Source organism: Halorubrum sp. Atlit-26R, from assembly GCF_003666015.1.
GTDB lineage: Archaea > Halobacteriota > Halobacteria > Halobacteriales > Haloferacaceae > Halorubrum.
Window position 1 is genome coordinate 114,072 of sequence record NZ_QPLT01000003.1, and the last position, 14,499, is coordinate 128,570.

The 14,499-nt window shown below is 70.5% G+C and carries 15 protein-coding genes and 1 tRNA gene; 8 read left to right on the forward strand and 8 right to left on the reverse strand.

Features of this window, described 5'->3' with window-relative positions; translation table 11 throughout:
- Positions 1–37: 37 nt before the first annotated feature.
- From DVK07_RS04920 to DVK07_RS04930, 3 genes are read right to left on the reverse strand one after another with little or no spacing between them, the layout of a single operon-like run.
- On the reverse strand, positions 38–676 hold the full coding sequence (locus DVK07_RS04920) for a hypothetical protein (RefSeq protein ID WP_199719418.1): 639 nt from the start codon (positions 674–676) through the stop codon (positions 38–40).
- Positions 673–1,134 carry a hypothetical protein gene (locus DVK07_RS04925; RefSeq protein ID WP_121596022.1) on the reverse strand — a complete coding sequence of 154 codons (462 nt, stop codon included), beginning with the start codon at positions 1,132–1,134 and terminating at the stop codon, positions 673–675. The genes DVK07_RS04920 and DVK07_RS04925 overlap by 4 nt, the downstream gene beginning before the upstream one ends.
- Positions 1,131–2,498, reverse strand: coding sequence for a hypothetical protein (locus DVK07_RS04930; RefSeq protein WP_121596023.1), 1,368 nt, complete (start codon positions 2,496–2,498; stop codon positions 1,131–1,133). The genes DVK07_RS04925 and DVK07_RS04930 overlap by 4 nt, the downstream gene beginning before the upstream one ends.
- Before the next feature lie 178 nt (positions 2,499–2,676).
- On the opposite strand from DVK07_RS04930, the gene DVK07_RS04935 reads away from it, so the two are divergent.
- From DVK07_RS04935 to DVK07_RS04950, 4 genes are all read left to right on the forward strand, one after another.
- Complete coding sequence (locus tag DVK07_RS04935; RefSeq protein WP_017344187.1) at positions 2,677–3,135, forward strand: DUF5796 family protein; 459 nt, start codon at positions 2,677–2,679, stop codon at positions 3,133–3,135.
- Between the two features lie 19 nt (positions 3,136–3,154).
- Entirely contained in the window at positions 3,155–3,394 is a 240-nt protein-coding gene (locus DVK07_RS04940; RefSeq protein ID WP_121596024.1) for a hypothetical protein, read from the forward strand.
- A gap of 81 nt (positions 3,395–3,475) precedes the next feature.
- Positions 3,476–3,847 (forward strand): ferredoxin, encoded by a 372-nt coding sequence (locus DVK07_RS04945; protein WP_121596025.1) that lies wholly within the window; start codon positions 3,476–3,478, stop codon positions 3,845–3,847.
- A gap of 45 nt (positions 3,848–3,892) precedes the next feature.
- Positions 3,893–3,977 (forward strand) — tRNA-Leu (locus tag DVK07_RS04950).
- An 806-nt stretch (positions 3,978–4,783) separates the two neighbouring features.
- Here DVK07_RS04950 and DVK07_RS04955 read toward each other — a convergent pair.
- Positions 4,784–5,239, reverse strand: a complete 456-nt coding sequence (locus tag DVK07_RS04955) for a MoaD/ThiS family protein (protein ID WP_121596026.1) — start codon at positions 5,237–5,239, stop codon at positions 4,784–4,786.
- Positions 5,240–5,386: 147 nt separating this feature from the next.
- Here DVK07_RS04955 and DVK07_RS04960 point away from each other — a divergent pair, with 147 nt between their 5' ends.
- On the forward strand, positions 5,387–7,675 hold the full coding sequence (locus DVK07_RS04960; RefSeq protein WP_121596027.1) for a nitric-oxide reductase large subunit: 2,289 nt from the start codon (positions 5,387–5,389) through the stop codon (positions 7,673–7,675).
- Between the two features lie 134 nt (positions 7,676–7,809).
- Here the strand turns inward: DVK07_RS04960 and DVK07_RS04965 are convergent, their stop codons facing one another.
- From DVK07_RS04965 to DVK07_RS04980, 4 genes are all read right to left on the reverse strand, one after another.
- Positions 7,810–9,255 carry a S8 family serine peptidase gene (locus DVK07_RS04965; RefSeq protein ID WP_121596028.1) on the reverse strand — a complete coding sequence of 482 codons (1,446 nt, stop codon included), beginning with the start codon at positions 9,253–9,255 and terminating at the stop codon, positions 7,810–7,812.
- Positions 9,256–9,307: 52 nt separating this feature from the next.
- Positions 9,308–10,219 carry a 1,4-dihydroxy-2-naphthoyl-CoA synthase gene (locus tag DVK07_RS04970; RefSeq protein ID WP_121596029.1) on the reverse strand — a complete coding sequence of 304 codons (912 nt, stop codon included), beginning with the start codon at positions 10,217–10,219 and terminating at the stop codon, positions 9,308–9,310.
- Between the two features lie 163 nt (positions 10,220–10,382).
- On the reverse strand, positions 10,383–10,622 hold the full coding sequence (locus tag DVK07_RS04975) for a hypothetical protein (protein WP_004596760.1): 240 nt from the start codon (positions 10,620–10,622) through the stop codon (positions 10,383–10,385).
- Positions 10,623–10,729: 107 nt separating this feature from the next.
- Positions 10,730–11,503: a GTP cyclohydrolase III gene (locus DVK07_RS04980; protein ID WP_121596030.1), complete on the reverse strand. Its 774-nt coding sequence runs from the start codon at positions 11,501–11,503 to the stop codon at positions 10,730–10,732.
- 155 nt (positions 11,504–11,658) lie between these two features.
- On the opposite strand from DVK07_RS04980, the gene DVK07_RS04985 reads away from it, so the two are divergent.
- From DVK07_RS04985 to DVK07_RS04995, 3 genes are all read left to right on the forward strand, one after another.
- Complete coding sequence (locus DVK07_RS04985) at positions 11,659–12,438, forward strand: HAD-IIA family hydrolase (protein ID WP_121596031.1); 780 nt, start codon at positions 11,659–11,661, stop codon at positions 12,436–12,438.
- A 275-nt stretch (positions 12,439–12,713) separates the two neighbouring features.
- A complete protein-coding gene (locus tag DVK07_RS04990) occupies positions 12,714–14,048 on the forward strand; it encodes a DUF92 domain-containing protein (RefSeq protein ID WP_121596032.1) in 1,335 nt (444 codons plus the stop codon).
- Position 14,049: 1 nt separating this feature from the next.
- Entirely contained in the window at positions 14,050–14,487 is a 438-nt protein-coding gene (locus DVK07_RS04995; protein WP_121596033.1) for an N-acetyltransferase, read from the forward strand.
- Positions 14,488–14,499: the final 12 nt, after the last annotated feature.

The window sequence follows — 14,499 nt, forward strand, 5'->3', positions numbered from 1 at the left end:
CCCGGGACCCCACCCCGATCGCGGCCCCGAACCGCTCTCAGATCGGCTCGGCGCGCCTGACCGCCGCGTCGACCGCGTACCGGTCCGGGTCGGGCCGGACGCCGGTCCGTCGGCTCGGGAAGGTGATCTCGACGGTGAATCGCCGGGGGCGCGAGCCGTCGAACCGGTCGTCGCCGGTGAATCGCTCGGTGTCGTACGCGAACCCGACCGCCTCGCGCTCGTCGGTCCCCGGGGGCGTCGCGTACGCGTCGACCCGGAACTCGACGACGCCGTACTCGAAGCGCCCCGAGTTTTCGACGGTCAAGCGAGCCCGGACGGTCGTCCGTCCCCCGCCCTCGTCCACTCCCAGGACTGTCGCGTCGGTGACGACGAGCCCCGATCCGTCGGGACCGACCTCGTCGGGGGTCGTTTCGCCGCCGCCCGCGTCGCCGTCGGACTCCCCGCCGCCGTCACCGTCTGCGTCGTCGCCGTCCGTGTCGTTACCGCTCGCGCCGTCGCCCGCCTGTCGGGCGTCGGAGCCCTCTTCCTCCGAGGTGACGAGGCAGCCGGCCAGTAGCCCGGCGGCGCCGACCGCGATGACTCCCCGCCGCGACGCGCGACGGGTCGGTCGGTCGGGGCGGTCGGCGTCGCGGGGCTCACCGTCGCGGCGCTCCACGCCCTCCTCGCGGCGGGTCATCGCATCACCGTCCCGAGAACGCCGGTGGACGCGCCGACGGCGCCCGAGACGAACGCGGTCGCGAGCGTCGGGAAGGCGGCGTCCGCGAGCCCGTGCGCCTGTGTCGCGGCGTCGCCCTGCGAGACGACGATCACCGTGACCGCGATCAGCCCGTACGCCAGCGTGCCGAGTCCCGTCCCGAGCCCGCAGGTCGTCGCCGCGGCGACCACGCCGCGGGCGCGCGACCCGACGAGGACGCCGAAGACCCCGGCCAGCGGGACGGCGGCGACGAGGACCGTTGCGGTCACCGCGAGGTACGACTGCGCGACGAACACCGGGCCGAACCGCGCGGTCTCGCCGGTCGCCGCGGTCGCGAGCGCCGCCTCCGCCCAGCCCGTCGCGGCCGCGCCAACGATACCGACGCCGGCGCCGACGAGGGCGAACGCCGCGGCCACGAGACCGATCTGGTTCGCGTTCACGCGCCGGTCACCCACCCGTGCCGTAATCGGCCGTGCCAGCCGACCCGCTCCTCCCACGCGTCGCCGGAGAAGCCGGTCGCGAGCAGGAACTCGCCCGCCCGGACGAGGTAGCCGTACTGGACGCCGGCGTGCTCGTCGAAGCCGTACCGCTCGCCCTCCGCCTCGCGGTGGTAGAACCGGTGCCAGGCGGTCAGGCCGGCGTCGGTCTCGGGCGTCGCCCCGCTGTCCGCCTCGGATCCGTTTCCGCCGTCGGACGAGTTCCCGCTAAAGTCCGAACCGGCGAGCGTCGCCTCGGGGTCGATCGGCGCGCGCCCTTCGGTCGAGCCCTCGTCGAGAACGGTCGAGAGGCGCGATTCGGCGGTCTCGGCGTCCGGGTATCGCTGGACGTGGACCGGGACGCCGTCGAGCTCGCGGGCCCAGCCCTCGAACGCCTCTCGGCGTCGGTTCCCGAGCGACGGACGGTCCGCGAACGCGACGAACAGCTCCTCGACGCGGTCTTCCGGTTGGGGGATCGGACCGAGGCGAGCGCGCAGCTCTCGCCGGCGCTCGGGGCCGAAGGCGTCGCCGTAGATCCGCGGGACCCGGTCGCGGTCGATCCCGTCGCGGTCGTACGGCCGGTGCGCGAACGTCGAGAAGCCGCGGCTCGCGACCGCGAGTTCGACGAGGGTCCCGGTCGTGACGCGCCCGCGCTCCGGGTCGTCCGGCGGAAGCGGCGCCAGCAGTCGCCGGAACAGTCGGTTGTGGATCGGGTTCCGGGAGAACTCCTCCTCGACGTAGATGGAGGTACCAATGCTGGCGAGGCCGGTGCGCATCCTGTCGAGCTCCTCCAGCGCGCGGTCGACGTCGCCCCGGGGTGCGAACTCTCGCAGCGTCTCGACGTGGCGTTCGACCCGGGCGCGGATCCGCGGGCCGGGCGAGAAGTGCGGTTCGAGGGCCTCGGCCGCGCGGGCGGCCGCGGTCTCGCCCGCGGCCGCGACCGCGTCGACCTGTGCGGCCGTGATCTCCGCCTCCTCGTCGACGGTCGCGCGGACCGACCTGACGGTCGAGACCGCGTCGGCTATCGCGTCGCGGTAGGTCGCGACCGCGTCCGGGTACTCGGTCGCGAACCACACCGCGTCGTCGACGACCGCGCGGGTCGCGTCCGCGAGCGCGGCGTTCGCCGCCGGCGGGTCGCCGTCGGTCTGCTCGGGCGGGTCGTCGGGAGGGCCGTCCTCGGGCGGGTCGCCGTCGGGGTCGTCCCCGTCGCCCGGCGCGTCGGCGCCGGCGGAGGCGTCGGGGTACTCGACGCCCTCGACGCCGAGACACCCGGCGGTCCCGACGAGGGCGGCGCCGACGCCTAGAAGCGCCCGTCGCGTCCGTTCCATGACACGCACTCCCCGCGGCAGGAACTTAAATGTGGTACGCCGATTCTCGCGGCTGAGGCCGCCCCGTCACGCACCGTCTCGGTCGGGCCGTCCGCGGGCGCTGTCCGGTGCGCTCGGGCGCACTCCGGCGCGACGGCCGAGCGCGTCCCTTTTGAGGCCGGCACTCCGAGCGTCGCGTATGTCCGCGCCAACGCGCAGCGACGTGCCGCCGACGTCGATCGGGGTCGACCTCCGGGAGGAGGGCGTCGTCGTCGAGTACCTCGACGGCCGGACGACCCTCTACCGGGGCGTCCCCGAGTCCGCCGAGGGATCGGTGACCGCCGGCCCCGGCAAGGAGACCCACGTCCTCGTCACCGACCCCACCGAGACGGAGGGCGTGATGACGTACGTGAACGACTACAAGACCGACGACGAGATCCTCGAAGAGTCCGGGGTCGGCCGCGTCATCGTCGAGGACGGCGAGCGCGACGAGGTGTTCCCGGGAGTGATCGTCGGGCGCGACGGCCAGCGCAACGAGGTCGTCGCCGATCCCGAGGTCGCCGGCGGGCGCGTGTTCGTCTTCGTCGAGGACGGCTGGACCGAGGGGAGCTACGAGATCGTCGAGGGCCCCGAGGACGGCCTCGACGCGCACCGGTGACCGCGCCGCAGTCACGGAAATGAGCCTCGCGAAACCCTGGCGCGACCTCGACCGCTCGACCGTCGGGAGCGCGCCGAACCGCTACGCGCTGTACGAACTCGGCGACGGCGACGGCGACACCGTTGGCTTCGGCACGGGCGTCCTCCGCGACGAGCTGAAGGAGGCGCTCGCGTACGGCGACGCCGCGAAGGTGCGGTGGGAGTTAGCCGACTCACCCGACCACGCCGAGCGGCTGCTCGCGGAACACACCGATGGCTGACCGACGCGTTCTCGCCCGCCTCGGTCCGAGCGGCCGAGAACGACCGACAGACGAAAGGCCCGCGACCGCCGAGGGAGCGACATGAGCGACGAGGCCGACGGCGACGAGGCCGCGACAGACGGCGGCGACGAGGTGCTTCGCGCGAGCGACATCGGCGGCGAGGGGCCGCCGATCGAGGAGAAGCCGTACAAAATCGTCTTCGAGGCGAACAAGTGCTTCGGGGCGGGGAAGTGCGCGGAGGTCGCGGACAACTGGGCGATGGACGTCGTGAGCGGGATGGCGAAGCCGGAGGCGTACTACATCGCCGAGGAGGACCTCGAGGAGAACGTCGCTGCGGCCGAGGCGTGTCCCGCGAAGAAGGACGCCGGCGTGATCCACGTCGTCGACCGGCGGACGGACGAGGAGATCGCGCCGGACCCGCACGGCGACGGGACGCTCTCGGTCGACTGGTAGGCGTTCCGAAAGGGGTTTCACCCCGCCGCCGGTAGCGGAATCCGCGCGGGGGTGGCTGAGCCTGGCCAAAAGCGGCGGACTTAAGATCCGCTCCTGTAGAGGTTCGAGGGTTCGAATCCCTTCCCCCGCATATCGCGGCGCTCACACATCGTGAGCGCCGCGTCTCGGATTAGAAGGGATTCGAACCAGGGAGCGGGAGGTGAGCGAGCGGAGCGAGCGAACGGGAGCGACCGAGGTTCGAATCCCTTCCCCCGCACTCCTGCGGCGGGCGATTCATGAGCGACAGTCGCGGCCATTTATAAATGAACGATGCGGTGGCGCGTGCCTCCGAGCGCCCAACGGGCGCGAGGAGCACGCGCGAGGGAGTCGGTGGTCCGGAGCGAAGCGGAGGACCACCGACGAGGCTGGGGAGGCGTGAGGTGCGGGGCAGTGCCGTGCGGGGCGGGACTCAAAGGGGCAGTCGGGAGGTGGGCGCAGGCGACGCAAGCACCGCAGGGAGCGGAGCGACCGAGGAGCGCAGCGAGCGTGCGCCCACCTCCCAACTGGGGCTTTGGCGGTGTTTGCCGGCGATTTCGGTCGCGTTAAGTTAGTACTCACCTAGCTGCTGTCATGCGATTTTTTGTAGTGTTCTGGAATGTTGTAGCGGATCGTGTTCTGAGGATCAACGAGAAGGAGAACTGAGAAGGCAGATCCAGTTTCTCCCGGAGTTACTACCTATCTTGAGTATATAAATCGGCTTTCCAAAACTCGCGGGATACTCTTGCCGTCTTGCGTTTCTGCTTAACTTAACGCGACCGCGATTTCTTCGCAACCATTTATAAACGAGCGACTGCCTCTTTAGAGGTGTTTGCTACCGATCTCCTCGTAACCAGTTATAAACGAACGCCGGGGGTCTGAGAATATCACCGCGACCCCGGCGACATCGATCCGTCCCGGTCAACAGCAGAACATGAACGGGTAGACCAAGGCGACGCGGTCGCCCGCCTCTAACTTCGTGTCGAAGCCGTTCTCGTTCTCGTTGAAGTGGCCGTTGACGAGGATCCGAGCGTACGCGATGGTCTGCTCGCCGACGGGGTTCTTCGACCACGTACCCGGCAGCTCCTCCGGCGTCGGCGCCCAGCCGCTGTGGGTCGCGTCGGACTCCGACTCCGCGATCAACATGTCCTGGAGCTGCGGATACTCCTCGAACAGCTCGTCTAAGAACGCGCGGAGCGTGTCGCCCGCGAAGGTGTACTCGAACTCGTACACGTCCAGTTCCGTGCGCACGTGGCCGGTACACCGCACGGTGACGGTCGTCTCCGCCTCCGTCGCGGTCGCGTCCGCGGCGTCCGGGCTCGCCTCCGTCTCCGTCTCGGCCGCGGGCGACTCGGCCATCTCGCTGGTCTGGGCCATGTGCGAGCGTACGCGGCCGTGCCGGGTAAGCCGGGTTACGAACATGTTCGCGGGGGCCCCGCCCGACGGTGACGCTTCCGGGCGTCGGGAATCCGACCGAACATGTTGCCGCTAAGCGCATAGGACGTCTCGACGGGACGTTCGCACATGCGACTCACGAGGAAGACGATAGCGAAGGTGATCGTCGCGGCGTTCCTGCTCAACCTCGTCGTGATGGGCGCCGGGGCGTGGTTCGCGTATCAGGAGGCGCCGCCGATACCCGACGAGGTCGTCGGCCCCGACGGCGAGACGGTCGTCACCGCGGCCGAGGTCCAGGACGGGAAGGCGGCGTTCCAGCAGTACGGGCTGATGAACCACGGGTCGATCCTCGGCAACGGGGCGTACTACGGCGAGGACTACACCGCCGAGACGCTGGAGCTGAAGACCGAGCACATGCGCGAGTACTACGCCGACGCCGAGTACGGCGCGGCGTACGAAGAGCTCGACTCGGGACAGCAGTCGCGGATCGACGCGCTCGTCCGCGACGAGCTCGACGCGTCGCACGACGGGAGCGACACCGTCCGGTACTCGGCCGCCGAGCTGTACGCCCACGAGCGGGTGCGCGAGACGTACGTCGAGCGCTACCACGAGGGCGACCACGACCGCGGCGTCCCGGTCGAGATGATCGAGTCCGCGGAGGGGGCGGAGGACTTCGCCGACTTCGCGCTGTGGACCGCGTGGTTCTCGCACACCGACCGGCCGAACGCCGACCACTCGTACACCAACGAGTGGCCCTACGCGCCCGGCGCCGGCAACGACGCGACCGGCTCCGCGATGATCTGGAGCGTGATCGCCATGGTGCTGCTCGTCGGCGCCGCGGGCGCCGCGATCCTCCTTTATAAATCGGTGAAGCTCCCCGAGCCCTCCTCGGAGGGAATTTCGGTGCCCGAGCCGGGCGACGTGAGCGTCTTCCCGAGCCAGCGCGCCGCGCTCCGGTTCATTCCGATCGCGGCGGGGCTGTTCTTGGCGCAGGTCCTGTTGGGCGGCCTGCTCGCGCACTTCTACATCGAGCGGGCCGGGTTCTTCGGGATCGAGCGGATCTTCGGGATACACATCCTCCAGCTGCTCCCCTTCTCCATCGCGAAGACGTGGCACATCGACCTCGGAATCTTATGGATCGCGTCGACGTGGCTCGGCGCCGGGCTGTTCCTCCCGCCGCTGCTCACCGGCCACGAGCCGAAGCGGCAGGGGACGTACGTGAGCGTCCTGCTCGGCGCGCTCGTCGTCGTCGTGGTCGGCGGGATGGGCGGCATCTGGCTCGGCGCGAACGGGTACCTCCCGGGCGAGCTCTGGTGGCTGCTCGGCAACGAGGGGCTCGAATACCTCGAGGTCGGGAAGGTGTGGCAGGCCGGCCTGCTCGCCGGGTTCGTCCTCTGGGCGATCCTCGCGATCCGGGGGCTCAAGCCGCTGCTCGACCGCGAGCCGGCCTACGGGCTCGCGCACATGATCCTCTATGCCGGCGGCTCGATCACCCTGCTGTTCGTCGCCGGCTTCATGTTCACGCCGTCGACGAACATCGCCGTCACGGAGTTCTGGCGCTGGTGGGTCGTCCACATGTGGGTGGAGGGCGCCTTCGAGTTCTTCATCGTCGCCATCATCGGGCTCACCCTCGTCTCCATGAACCTCCTGAGCCGGCGTAGCGCCGAGAAGGCGGTGATGCTCCAGGCGCTTCTCGTGATGGGGACCGGCGTCATCGGCGTCTCGCACCACTACTGGTGGATCGGGATGCCCGACTACTGGGTGCCGATCGGCAGCGTCTTCTCGACGCTGGAGCTGCTGCCGCTGATCTTCATCCTCTACGAGGCGATCGGCCAGTACCGCGCGATGCGCGAGACGGGGTTCCCGTACAAACTGCCGTTCATGTTCATCGTCGCCAGCGGGATCTGGAACTTCGTCGGGGCCGGCGTCCTCGGCTTCTTCATCAACCTCCCGCTGATCAACTACTACGAGCACGGGACGTACCTCACCGTCGGCCACGCGCACGCCGCGATGTTCGGCGCGTTCGGCTTCCTCGCGCTCGGCATGGTGACGTACATGCTCCAGCTGTCGATCGACCCCGAGCGCTGGGACGCCTCCTGGCTCCGCGCGGCGTTCTGGTGTTGGAACGCCGGGCTGGCGCTGATGGTGTTCGTCTCCGTCCTCCCGGTCGGCTTCCTCCAGCTCGACGTCGCGTTCACGGAGAGCTACGCCGCGGCGCGCGGCCTCGCGTTCTACGAGCAAGATATCGTCCAGACGCTATTCTGGGCGCGGCTCCCGGGCGACACGCTGATAATCATCGGGACGGCGGTCTACGTCGCCGACCTGGTCCGCAAGCGGTTCGTCCTCCGCGCCTCCGAGGACGACCCCAGCGTCGACGACATGGCGGTCGCCGAGGGGATCGTCGGGGACGACGACTGACGGTCCCACTCCCGTTTTCGCGAGCCGACGAGAATCAGGAGCGCGGCGGTCCCACCCGGCGCCCGTTTGCCGGCCGAGGGCGCCGCCCGACGCGCGTGGCTCGCACCGATCGCGTTAGGCTCCTCTCGGTCGCGTCACTTCCCCTTCTTTTTCTTGCTTACTTCCCGGACGAGCGCTTCGAGGTCGAGGTGCCCTGCGCCGTGATAGGTCTCTCCCTCCTCGGGGGTGCTGGCGGTCTCCCGGATGAGGGACTCGACCTCGTCGACGGAGGCGTCGGGGCGGAGCGACCGGACGAGCGCGACCGCACCGGTGACCTGTGGCGCCGCCATCGAGGTCCCGGCCTTCCAGCCGTAGGACGCCGTCTGTTCCCCGTCGGGACCGGGGACGTTGACCGTGGAGTAGACGAGGTCGTTGTAGGCGTCCGGGTTGTTCGCGAGCGCCTCCTGATCGACGTTCCCGCCGGCGGCGCTCACGTCCACGGCGGAGCCGTAGTTCGTGTAGAACGCCGGCTCGGTCGTCGGCTCCTCCAGGCGGTTCCCGGTGAGCCACTTGGCCTCGTTGTCGCTGTGCTTGCCGCCCCAGCCGTAGCCGATGGGGCCGGTCGCGCTCACGCCGAAGACGCCGTCGGCCTCCGTCGGGAGGCTGAGGATGTTCTCGGCGTCCATGTCCAGCGAGGAGTTGCCCGCGGAGTTGACGATGACGGTCCCCTGCGAGCGAACGTACTCCGCGACCTGACTGATGATCTGCTCTAAGGCGATCAGGCCCGGGTACTCGACGGTGTCGGCGACCGTGTAGCCGACGCTGTAGTTGATCGCGTCACAGCCGATCTCCGCGGCGTACTCCCAGCCGGCGAGACCGTCGCCCGCGAATCCCTCCTTCCCGGAGAACATCCGGACTGCGACGATCTCGGTGTCCGGCGCCGTGCCGAGCACGCCGCCGGCGGGACCGTCGTTGTCGTTCGTCGCGGCGATCGTGCCCGCGACGTGGGTGCCGTGATTGCCCGCGCCGTTGGGACGGAAGTCGAAACCGTCGCCGGTGATGTTCTTCGAGAGTTCCGCGTTGACGACGCCCTCCAGGTCCGGGTGGCCGTCGTACACGCCGGAGTCGACGACGGCGACGCGGGTCCCCTCGCCCGTCGTCGTGTCGTGGACGAACTTCCCGCCGCCGGGCTTGTCGGTGAGTTCGCCGCTGACCCCCTGCTCGCGCTTGTCCCACTGGTACTCGGTGTTGCTCGGCGCGCCGTCGTGGTTGTGGCTCGCCGAGTCGCCCGCGGCCGACGGTCCCTCGGACTCGACGACCGCCCCGGCCTCGTCGTCGCTGCGGTCGATCTTCACGTCCGGCGCCGTCGCCGTCGGGCTGCCGACGCGGGTCTGATCACCGCGAGCGACCAGCACGTCGGCCGCCGAGAGGTCGTGAATGATCTCCACGTCGTCCGGCACGTCGCTCCGGTCGACCTTCCTGAGGTTGATCAGGAACCGCTCGTCGTCTGTCGACGCCGACACGTTCCCCGTGCCGAACGCGAGGCCGCCGAGTGTTACGCTCGCTCCTTCGAGAAACCGCCGCCTGCTATGCTGTCGCATGGCTTACCCACAGAAGATAGACAATTTACATAATTGTTTTCATACCAGAAAATTAGTAGTGCCACGGATAGTCGCGGAACTGCGGCTCCCGACCTTCCAGGAACGCGTCGCGGCCCTCCTGAGCCTCCTCCGTCATGTACGCGAGCCGGGTCGCCTCGCCGGCGAACACCTGCTGGCCGACCATCCCGTCGTCGGCCATGTTGAACGCGTACTTCAGCATCCGCATCGCGGTCGGCGACTTCCGGGTCATCTCGTCGGCCCACTCGAGGGCCACGTCCTCCAACTCCTCGTGCGGGACGACCTCGTTGACCATCCCCATGTCGGCCGCCTCCTCGGCCGAGTATGTCTTCCCGCGGAAGAAAACCTCGCGGGCCTTCTTCTGGCCGATCTGCTTCGCGAGGTACGCCGAGCCGAACCCGCCGTCGAACGAGCCCACGTCGGGGTCGGTCTGGAGGAACTTCGCGTGCTCCTCGCTGGCGAGCGTCATGTCGCAGACGACGTGCAGCGAGTGGCCGCCGCCGACCGCCCAGCCCGGGACGACCGCGACGACGGGCTTCGGCATGAATCGGATCAGCCGCTGGACCTCGAGGATGTGGAGCCGACCGGCGCGCGCCGAGCGGACGAGGTCGTCGTCGTCGTCGCCCGCCTCGTCGTCGTCGCGGTACTCGTAGCCGGAGCCGCCCCGCACCGACTGGTCGCCGCCCGAGCAGAACGCCCAGCCGCCGTCCTTCTCCGAGGGGCCGTTCCCGGTGAGGAGGACGGTGCCGACGTCCGCCTGCTTGCGCGCGTGATCCAGCGCGGCGTACAGCTCGTCGACCGTTCCCGGTCGGAACGCGTTGCGGACCGCGGGGCGGTCGAAGGCGATCCGGACCGCGGGGACGTCGACGGCGCGGTGATAGGTGATGTCGTCGAACTCGTCGGTGACGGGCTCCCACGCGTCGGGATCGAAGATCTCCGAGACCATGCCGGCTCCTACGTCCGGCCCGCTCATAAACGGCGTCGGATCGAATGAGGAGAAACCGCCGACTCAGTCGGACGCGGCGCCGCCGCGCCGCGCGACGAGGACGGGGAGCCGATCCCAGCGTCTGGGACGGACGCCGGAGTCGCGGCTCGCCCGTCGGGACCCGTCAGTCGTTCTGCGCGTACGCACCCTTCGGGTGCCCCTTGTGCTGGAGGTTGCGGTTGTCGCGCTTCCGCGTCGCCGTCGCGGGGATGACCTCGCGGGTCGGGTCGATCTCCGACCGCGGCATCCCGGTGTAGCCGTGGTCCGGATGCTCGGAGCAGTGTGCCATCGCGTCGTGCGAGCCCTCCCACGGGCCCTCGTCACAGCCGTCCGCCGTACAGACGAACACTATCTCCTCTGACATGCTAACCGGGGGTACCCGGCCGGTGTATAAAAACCTCGCACCGAAATTATCAGATTTGGATCTTCAGTTCCGCGCCATGAGACCGACTGACTGCGCGGCCGGACCCGCTAATCGCCGGCGGCGGGCGCGCCGAACAGCTCGACGCTCGTCCCGTCGTGTCGGCAGTCTTCGAGCGCGTGTTTGGCCGCGAAGCCGGCCTCGTGGGCGGACGGGCCCCGGCCGACGCCGACCTGAAGCTCGATGTCGACGTCGTCTTGCACGTGGGCGACCGCCGACGAGAACGCCGTCTCGGGGAGGTCGGGGCAGACCGCGATGATGTTGTCCCCGCCGACGAAGAAGGAGAGCGCGCCGTGCGCCTCGCGGAGGTGGCGCATCAGCGAGCCGTACGCTCGTTCGATGTTGATGAACGTGTCGAACTCGTTGAGTCGGTCGGTGTACTTGCCGGTCGCGTTGACCACGTCGAAGTGCGCGACCTGGAGGTCCGACCGGTCGGTCTCCGAGAGGTACTCGCCGGCGAGCACCTCGGTCCGGCTCTCGTCCTGCGCGCTGCCCGCGGTCTGGAGCCGCCGGTTCGCCGCTTCGAGCGCGTCCACGGGACGCTCGGCGACGGCGGTCCCGAGGCTCACGCTGACCGGGTAGCGGTTGCCGATCGACTCCTGAAGGGTCGCGTGGGCCGCGCCGTCGACGCCGTTCGTCACCGCGATCATGTTGTCGAAGCGGGTGAAGAAGACGTAGGCGTCGCGGTGGCCGAGGAACTGGGCGACGTCGGCGAACAGCCGCGACTGGAGCGTCTGGAGGTCCATCTCCCGGCGCGGCTCCGGCGTCGTCGTCCACGGCCCGTAGTTGTCGATCTGGACGAGGGTCACCTGAGTCGTCGTCACAGTGAACACCGATACGGAACGCTGCCGCTTTACCCTTCCGTTATCCCGAAGGTGGAACCGGTACCGAGTTCGTGATCGTTCCGTCGGCGCCGGCGGCCGGCTGCCGACCCCTGCCCGGGCGCAACCCCTACGGCCGTGGCGCCCCCACTCGAGGTATGGCATACAGCGGCGCCGTCGTCGACGTCGACGGCACGGTCGTGCGCGGCGACGATCCGATCCCGGGCGCCCCGGCGGGGTACCGGCACCTCCGCGAGGCCGGGGTCGAGCCCCTGTTCGTCTCGAACAATCCGACGAAGGCGCCGCCGGCGTACGTCGACCGCCTCGGCGCGGCGGGGTACGACGTCGACGCCGACCGCGTCTTCACCGCCGGCAGCGTGACGACGCGGTACCTCCGAGAGCATCACGCCGACGACGATCTCCTCTGTGTCGCTGCCCCGGGACTGCTCGACCAGTTCGCCGAGGCCGGCCTCTCGACGACCGACGACGTCGACGCCGCGGACGCCTTGGTCGCCTCCATCGACCGCGAGTTCGACTACGACGACCTCTGTACCGCGCTGTGGGCCTTAGAGCGCGACATCCCGTTCATCGGCACCGACCCCGACGTGGTGATCCCGGCCCCCGAGCGCGACGTGCCCGGGTCGGGCGCCGTGATCAACGCGATCGCGGGCGTCGCCGAGCGCGAGCCAGACGCCGTCCTCGGCAAGCCCTCCGACACCGCGATCGAGATGGTGCGCGAGCGGCTCCCCTACCCCGCCGAGGAGTGTCTCGTCGTCGGCGACCGGCTCGACACGGACGTCGCGCTCGGGGAGCGCGCCGGGATGACGACGGTGCTCGTCCGCTCGGGCGTCACCGACGACGACGACCTCGCCGCGTCCGCGATCGACCCGGACCACGTGATCGACCACCTCGGCGAAATCGACCGCGTCGTCGGCTGAGGACCGCGCAGCGCGCCGTCGATCACGTTCGCCGTGTGGGAAACAGTTATGTACCGCCGAGTGTTCCGCTCGCACATGGGAGTGGTTGACTCACACGAGAGCCGAACCGGGGACGACGAGGAGGACCCGGAGGAGTCCGTCCGCGTGCTGGAGGGACACGCGGTCCAGTTCAACGAGTATCGGTACTGAGAGCGGCGTCGCGGGCGCTTCGGTCCGCGAGCGACCGCCCGACGGCTGTCGGGACCGTTAAGTGGTCGTCGGGGGTAGCCGGAGGTGTGATACGGAGGCTCCGACGCGCGAGCGTCTTCGCCGCGGTGGCCGCGCTCGCGGTCCTCGCGCCGTCGCTCGAGACCGCCGCCGCCGTCCCCTTCTTCGCCGTCGCCGGCGCGGCCTTCTTCGGCGTCCGCGACGGCGAGCTGTTCGAGACGCTGGCGCTGCCCGGCGACCGCGAGGCGGAGCGCCTCTACGGGCTCGTCTCCTTCGCGCTCGCCGGCGCGGGCCTCGCGCTGTTCGCCTCGCTGCCGCGCGCCCCGCTCCCGTACGAGGCGTTCGCGGCCGCGACGCTCGCGGTCGGCGTCGGCCGCCTCGGCCGGACGCTCGTCTCGCGGCGGACGACCGACGAGTTCCCGCTCGTCGCCGGCTACGTCGCCGCCGGGACGGCCGCCGCCCTCGCCGGTCAGATCGCGGTGCGGCTCCAGACCGGCGCCCCCGTCGACGCGGAGACGGTTCCCCTCCTCGTCTTCCTCGCCGCGGCGGCCGCGCTGACGGCGGCGCTCGTCCGCTCGCTCGTGTTCTCCCGGGACGCGCACATCACGACGATCCTCGTCGCGTTCGTGGTCTGGGGCTTCCTCGCTTTGGAACCGACCGTCGGCCCCCTCCTCATCGTCGTCGGCCTCGCGGTGACCGGCGCGCTCGGCTACGTCTCCTTCGCCATCGGCACCGCCTCGGTCGCCGGGATGCTCACCGGCGTCGTCTCGGCGCTGCTCGCGGTCGTCCTCGGCGGCGTCGGCTGGTTCCTCACCCTGATGTCCTTCTACGCGGTCGGCGGCCTCGCCTCGAAGTACCGGTTCGACGAGAAGGCGGCCCGGGGCGTGGCTCAGGAGAACGAGGGCGCCCGCGGCACCGGCAACGTGCTGGCGAACTCCGCGGTCGCGCTCGCGGCCGTGGTCGGCTACGCGGCCGCGCCCCACCTCGCGGTCCCGGCGGCGCCCCTCGGCTTCGCGTTCGCGGGCGCGACGGCGACCGCGATGGCCGACACACTCTCCTCGGAGATCGGCGGCCTCTTCGACGGCCCGCGGCTGGTGACGACGCTCCGCCGCGTCGAGCCCGGCACCGACGGCGCGATCACCTGGCAGGGCGAGCTGGCGGGCCTCTCCGGCGCGCTGCTCGTCGGCGCCCTCGCCGCGGGCGGGACGCCGGTCCTCGACCCGGTAACCCCGGGCGGAATCGCGGCGGGCGGCGCCGTGGTCGCCGCCGGCGTCGCCGGGATGACCGTCGACAGCCTGCTCGGCGCCCTGATCGAGGGCGACCGAGTCGGCAACCAGGCCGTGAACTTCCTCGCGACGCTCGGCGGCGCGGTCGTTGCCGTCGCGCTCTGGGCGGTGGTGTGAGATGACTCGCGAAGAACCCGACCCTCGGGTGCGCCCGGGACGACCGGCCGACGCCGACCGGATCCGCGAGCTCCAGTCGCACCTCCGCCAGCCGAGCCCGGACCTGCTGGAGTACGGGCTCGCGGTGGGCGCCGCCCGCGTGAGCGTCGCCGACGGTCGCGTCGTCGGCTACCTGCTCCCGGTGGACGCCCCGAACCAGCCGGGCGTTCACCTCGCCGAACTGGTCGTCGCGCCCGGCTTCCGGCGCGAGGGGCGCGCCCGCGGGCTCCTCCGCGCGGCCATCGCCGACGCCGACGGCCCGGTGACGCTCCAGGCGCACCCGGACAACGACGCGGCGCTCGCCCTCTACGAGTCGCTCGGCTTCGAGGTCGTCGAGCGGCGGCCGGACGCGTACGCCGACGGCGACGCGCTCGCCTTGCGGCTCGATCCGGACGCGTAGCGGTTCCCCCTC